At 49.7% G+C, this 5,961-nt stretch carries 4 protein-coding genes; 1 reads left to right on the forward strand and 3 read right to left on the reverse strand.

From position 1 onward, the window contains the following. Positions 1 to 27: 27 nt before the first annotated feature. The 3 genes from VIM87_RS04290 to VIM87_RS04300 all read right to left on the reverse strand — a co-directional run bounded on the left by VIM87_RS04290 (position 28) and on the right by VIM87_RS04300 (position 4,378). Positions 28 to 771 carry a HAMP domain-containing sensor histidine kinase gene (locus tag VIM87_RS04290; protein WP_331995780.1) on the reverse strand — a complete coding sequence of 248 codons (744 nt, stop codon included), beginning with the start codon at positions 769 to 771 and terminating at the stop codon, positions 28 to 30. Between the two features lie 197 nt (positions 772 to 968). Next, entirely contained in the window at positions 969 to 3,152 is a 2,184-nt protein-coding gene (locus tag VIM87_RS04295) for an ATP-binding protein (protein WP_331995781.1), read from the reverse strand. A 92-nt stretch (positions 3,153 to 3,244) separates the two neighbouring features. Beyond that, positions 3,245 to 4,378, reverse strand: coding sequence for a P1 family peptidase (locus VIM87_RS04300; protein ID WP_331995782.1), 1,134 nt, complete (start codon positions 4,376 to 4,378; stop codon positions 3,245 to 3,247). 124 nt (positions 4,379 to 4,502) lie between these two features. On the opposite strand from VIM87_RS04300, the gene VIM87_RS04305 reads away from it, so the two are divergent. Further along, a partial coding sequence (locus VIM87_RS04305) for a TIM-barrel domain-containing protein (RefSeq protein ID WP_331995783.1) occupies positions 4,503 to 5,961 on the forward strand: 1,459 nt, incomplete at its 3' end.

Raw genomic sequence — 5,961 nt, forward strand, 5'->3', positions numbered from 1 at the left:
ATCCCCTGGGGTTAACTCCCAATAGATTCAGGCCGGCTCACTCCTTAGTGGAAAACTCACTGTAAAAGTACTCCCCACACCAATCTCGCTCTTCACGGCAATTACACCGTCCATGGCTTCCGTTAAGCTCTTTATAATTGAAAGCCCCAGGCCAATGCCGCCCAGCTGGGTTTTAAACCCGTTCGTCAGCTGCCGGTATTCCTGGAAGATCAGCGGCAGATCTGCGGTGGAAATCCCGATGCCCTGGTCCGTGATCTCTATGCTAAACCGGTCTGCATCCGCAAAACAGGTAACGGATACCACCGTGCCGGGCGGACTATACTTTAAGGCATTCATCAATAAATTATAGACGATCTGGGTCAGGTACACCTTATCCACATAAATAAATGACGGGAAATCTTTGGTTACCTGCTTTACTACCGAGATGGTTTTGTCCATAAATAAGGGCGACATGGATAACAGCACATTATCCAGCCATTTCCTGAAATCAAAATAGGTTTCCATAATTTGAAACTTTTGCTGGTTTTCCTGCCTTACTACCTCTCTCACCCGTTCAAAGATCTCATTCAGGTTATTGGCTGCGGAGAATATCATTTGTAGAAGCTCCTGCACAAATGCCGGATCGCCATGCTCTATTTCCCGTTTTAAAAAGGTGGCTGCCGTTACTACCCCGTTGATAGGCACGCCAATTTCATGCAGGGCAGTATGAAAAATGGATTTCAGCACCTCAAACGAGGGTTGTTCGGTTACTTCTTTCTCAGACAAACGCATGGGGATGGTTTTTATATATTCGGTTGATGAGCGCTGTGGTTCAGGTATGTGGAATAAGGGCAATTTCATGCGTTGGGAAGAAAAAGGCAATAAGGACTTGGTACTATTTTTATACGTACAAATCAGTAGTATCCGCTGCCAGTAAGGGTTTCATGGGGCGCCGGGCGGGATTGAATTTTGCCTGCAATGGATAGCAATTATGCCTGCAGCTTATTGATCAGCTGTACCTTGTTCGATACACTGGCCTTTTCAAAGATGTTTTGTACGTGTTTTTTAACCGTCCGCTCGGCAATGAACAGGCTATCCCCTATTTCTTTATAGGAATGCCCTTCGCAGATCAGCCGGGCTATATCCACCTCCCGGGTGGTAAGGTTATACTGGCTGCAGTTAAACTCAAAACCGCCGGAGCTGGCCTGCTTAAGATCCAGGTTCTCAACTTTCTGCAGCGCTCTGATGGTATTGTTCAGCAGGCTTTTTTTCTGCCGGAGGGCATTGTCCAGCACTGAATTGATCTTCTGGATCAGCTCCTCCATACGGAAAGGTTTCGGGATATAATCCAGGGCGCCCAGCTTTAACCCCTCCAGCTTGTCTTTATTGGTGAACTTAGCCGACAGGAAAATAAAAGGAATATGGTTATAGTCCGGGCTTTCGGAAATAATGCGGGCAAATTTGAACCCGTCTACCTTATCCATCATTACATCGGAAATGATCAGGTCAGGGGAAACCGGGTAGCTCTTCACTTTCCCCAGGGCTTCATTACCATTAAACGCCACACATACATTATATTTCTCTTTCAGCTTTTTTAGCAGATAGCTCACCATGGCCTGGTTATCCTCTACCAGCAGAATGGTTTGCTTGCGGGGATCATAGCTGGTATCGCTGATGTTAAAGTCCGACACTTCCAGCCCGGAGGATGTGCTGATCTTAAAGTCCTCCGCTACCACCTCATTTTTGTTAAGCACATGCCGGTTCAGCAGCACGGTAACACGGGTGCCTTTCTCTTTTTGGGGATGGCTGTCGATGATGATCTTTCCCTGCAGGCTGTCCACGATCTTTTTTAGCATAGGCATGCCCAGGCCCATACCCTGCGCGCTTTTCTTTTGCATATTGATCTGGTAATAGGGCTCAAAGATCTTTTTCTGCAGCCCCGGCTCAATACCTATACCATTATCCTGCACCGTAAAACGCAGCTGGTTGCCGGATGCTTCCAGCGAAACGCTGATCTCCCCGCCTTCCTCAGTATATTTAATGGCATTCTCCACCAGGTTCACTACAATACGGCTTACTGCTTCGGGATCGGCCTTCATGAGCAGATCCTGCGCAACATTTTCTTTCAGGGTCAGCTTCTTTTTCTGGCAGTAGCTCCGGAACAGGATGAGGTTATCGGTTACTACCTGGCTAAAGCTGATCACCTGGGCGTAGTTGTAAATGGGCAGTCCCTTATTGTACCGTTCCAGGTCGAACAGGTTGCTGATATCGTTATTCAGCTTGGCCAGGTTCCGCTTTACGATCAGCAGGTCCTCATTATAACCATGTTTCTGGATATACTCTTCCAGGTAGTTATTCATAAGGGTGATGGGCGTTTTGGTCTCATGCACCAGGTTCACAAAGGCATTGGTCCTTTGCTCGTTGGATGTTTCCAACGCAATCGTTTTTTTCTTCACCTCTTTCTCCAGGTCCAGCGTGTATTGCTGCAGCTTTATATACTCTTCTTTAGACTTTTGCACGGTTTGCCGCAGCAGTGTTACATTCAGCAGCATGAACACAATATTATTGAACACGCCCACCACCCAGTTAGGCTGCTCCAGGAAAACGCCTATCACCGGGGAGCTGCACCAGAAAAACAGGGAGGCATAGATCCAGAGCCTTTCCCGGAAAACGGGCCAGTTCTTTTCCCTGCGATGGGTTTTTATAAGTACCCTGGCCAGGTCAAACAGGGCGTAGCAGGCATAGGCTGCCGTAATAATATAGGTATATAATAAGGTATTGGGAAGATCATGTGTAACAGGAAAATAGCAAACAAAAAAAACGAAAAAAGGCACTACCAGGAACAGGAACCCGTATTTGCGGTGAAATTCCAATCCCTGCAGCCGGGTTGTTTTTACGCAGTAATAAGGCATGTAAGCGGTTACCAGGTACCCGAAGCCCTGGTTAATAATGATCTGCAGGGTAATGGGTACGGGTATATGCGGGTCCGGCAGGATCATGAGATTCTCTGCCAGGTTATATAATATTAACAGCCCCACCAGTATCAGGTGCCATCGCCGTTCTTTTTCATGGCGCCTGGCCAGGAAGCTCTGTAGCTGATTGCAAAAAATAATGATCTCCAGCAGGATAATACAAAAGATCACGAGGTTAAGCCGGATGCCAAAAAATAACATATACTATCATTTAACGGGCGCAGTCGGTATATGAATTTACATTATTTTTTGAAGCAGCTGTTTTTACCACGGCACCATCCGGGTAATTCCCCCTATTTTACGCGCCCGTATTTCTTTAAGATGTCCATTACTTTTTCCACCGGTAATGCCTCCATGGTATGCCCGTCTTTCCCCGTCATAGTCTTTGCTGCAAACAACGAATTAATAATGGCTTCCTCCGTGGCTTCAATGGCTGCCATAAACAATGGCGACATATAATCATTCTGCAGCACAGGCGCCAGCCGAACCGGTGTGCTGCTCTCATACGGTACCCGTACGGAATCTGCGGTAGAAAAGGCTACCACGTAGTCGCCGCTGCCATTACTGGCAATACCGCCGGTTTTTGCCAGCCCCATAAACGCGCGTTTGGCCAGGCGCTGCAGGTTGCGGCTGTCCAGCGGTGCATTGGTGGCTACTACCATCATACAGGAACCATCTACACGGTTCTTTAATTCATCATTGAACTCAAATATTCCCAGCTCCTTGCCCACCGGCGCACCATCAATTTGCAGCACGCCGCCAAAATTGGTTTGCACCAGCACCCCTACCGTATAGCCGCCCAGGTTAGGCGGCAGCTTACGGGATGCTGTGCCAATGCCGCCCTTGAACCCAAAACAAAGCGTGCCTGTACCGGCGCCCACATTCCCCTCGGCCACCGGGCCACCTTGTGCATTTTGCAATGCCTGGCGTACATCTGCTTTCTGCACGGGATGGTTGCGGATATCGTTCAACCAGCTGTCGTTGGTTTCGCCTACCACTGCGTTTACGGATTGCACCTTTTCATTGCCTTTCTGCTGCAGCGTGTATTCGATCACGGCTTCCATGGCAGTGGCTACGTTCAGCGTGTTGGTAAGCACCACCGGTGTTTCCAGGTTGCCCAGCTCCATTACCTGTGTAGTGCCGGCCAGCTTGCCAAAGCCATTGCCCACAAAAATGCCGGCCGGTACTTTTTGCTGGAAAACATTTCCCTCATGCGGAATGATGGCTGTAACGCCGGTGCGGATGTTATCGCCTTTTATTAAAGTGGTTTGCCCCACTTTTACGCCTGGTACATCAGTAATTGCGTTCCATTGGCCGGTGGGCAGCACACCAATGTGAATACCCCAATCGCGGGCGCGTTTGGAGGTTTGGGCATGGATGGTTTGTGCTGCAGCTAATAAGAACAGGCTGATGATAACAGTACGCATGAGTTAATTATTTTGGGAGAACAGCTACTAAAATAAAAAATCCTCCTGGCTCCCGGCATAATTTCCGTCCACATCCGGTTAATATCCGGCAAAATCCTGCGCCTGCTAAATTGTATATTAGAACATGAAATTCCACCTCCCCCTCGCGCTCCTGTTACTCACAGGCATGGCACAGGCACAAACCATTACAACCAGCGGTCAGCCTGCACAGCTCAATATCCGCTCCGCGGGCGCTCATAGCATTCGTATTACTTTAAAACCACTCAGTTATAAAGAGGCGGCGCCCTATACACCAGCATTGGCTATACGAAAAGTACCAGCGCCGGAGATCAGCATCAAAGAACTGCATGGCCCTTTGCAAAAGCGCGTGGGTAATTTGCTGGTAAGCATCCGGCCAAAACCACTTACCGTTACTATTACCAATAATAAAGGTGAAAAAGTACAGGAGCTAAGCTTCCGGGAAAATGGCAATATTACCTTTCCTTTAGATGATCATCCCATATTAGGTATGGGCGAAGGCGGCCCCAAACCCGCTGCCGGGGCTAACTGGCGGCAGCTGCCGGTGGAATTTGACCGCCGCGGACGCCTGCACCGGATGCTGCCCCGCTGGCAGGGCGATGCCTATGGCTCCCGCAACCCGGTACCCTTGCTGGTAGGCACCGGCGGCTGGGCATTATTTGTGGCAAGCCCCTGGGTGCAGGTAGATCTGCAGAACAAAACGCAGGGCAGCTTTATTCCCTCGCCGCCCGCCGGCCAGGGCGGCCCGCAAACGCAAACCAACCAGCACCTGAACCAGGGCAAAGGCCTGCCACCGGCTGATAATTTTGTGCCCGGCCTGCTGGATGTATTTGTGTTTGATGCGCATGATCCCCTGCAATTTATGCACGATGTATCCACCCTCACCGGCCCTGCAGCTATGCCGCCAAAATGGGCATTGGGTTACATGCAATCCCACCGCACGCTGGAAAATGATGCACAAATGACGGGCATTGTAGATACCTTCCGTGCTAAACAGATCCCGGTAGATGCCGTTATTTACCTGGGCACCGGTTTTGCACCCCGCGGCTGGAACACGCCGCAGCCTTCCTTTGATTTTAACCCGGAGGTATTTAAACGTACCCCCGCTGCCGTTATAAACGATCTGCATAACAACCACGTAAAAGTGGTGCTGCACATAGTGCCCTGGGACCGTGATAAGCTGCCCTCCCTGCATGGCAGCATTCCGCCTCCATCCTTTGAAAATCCCGATGCAGGGCATATTAATACCTACTGGCAGCAGCACCTGGGCTTAATGAACGCCGGTGTTGATGCATTCTGGCCCGATGAAGGCGACTGGTTTAACCTCTTTGAACGTATCAAACGCCACCAGCTCTATTACCAGGGGCCGCTCTCCACCCGGCCCAATGTGCGCCCCTGGAGCCTGCACCGCAATGGCTTTTTAGGCATTGCACAATGGGGTGGCTGGGTATGGTCCGGTGATACGGAATCGTCATGGAAAACACTGGAAACACAAATTGCAGTAGGCATTAATTACTCATTGAGCCTCTCGCCTTTCTGGGGTTCAGATATTGGCGGTTTTTTTT

Source organism: Chitinophaga sp., from assembly GCF_036569125.1.
Taxonomy (GTDB): Bacteria; Bacteroidota; Bacteroidia; order Chitinophagales; family Chitinophagaceae; genus Chitinophaga.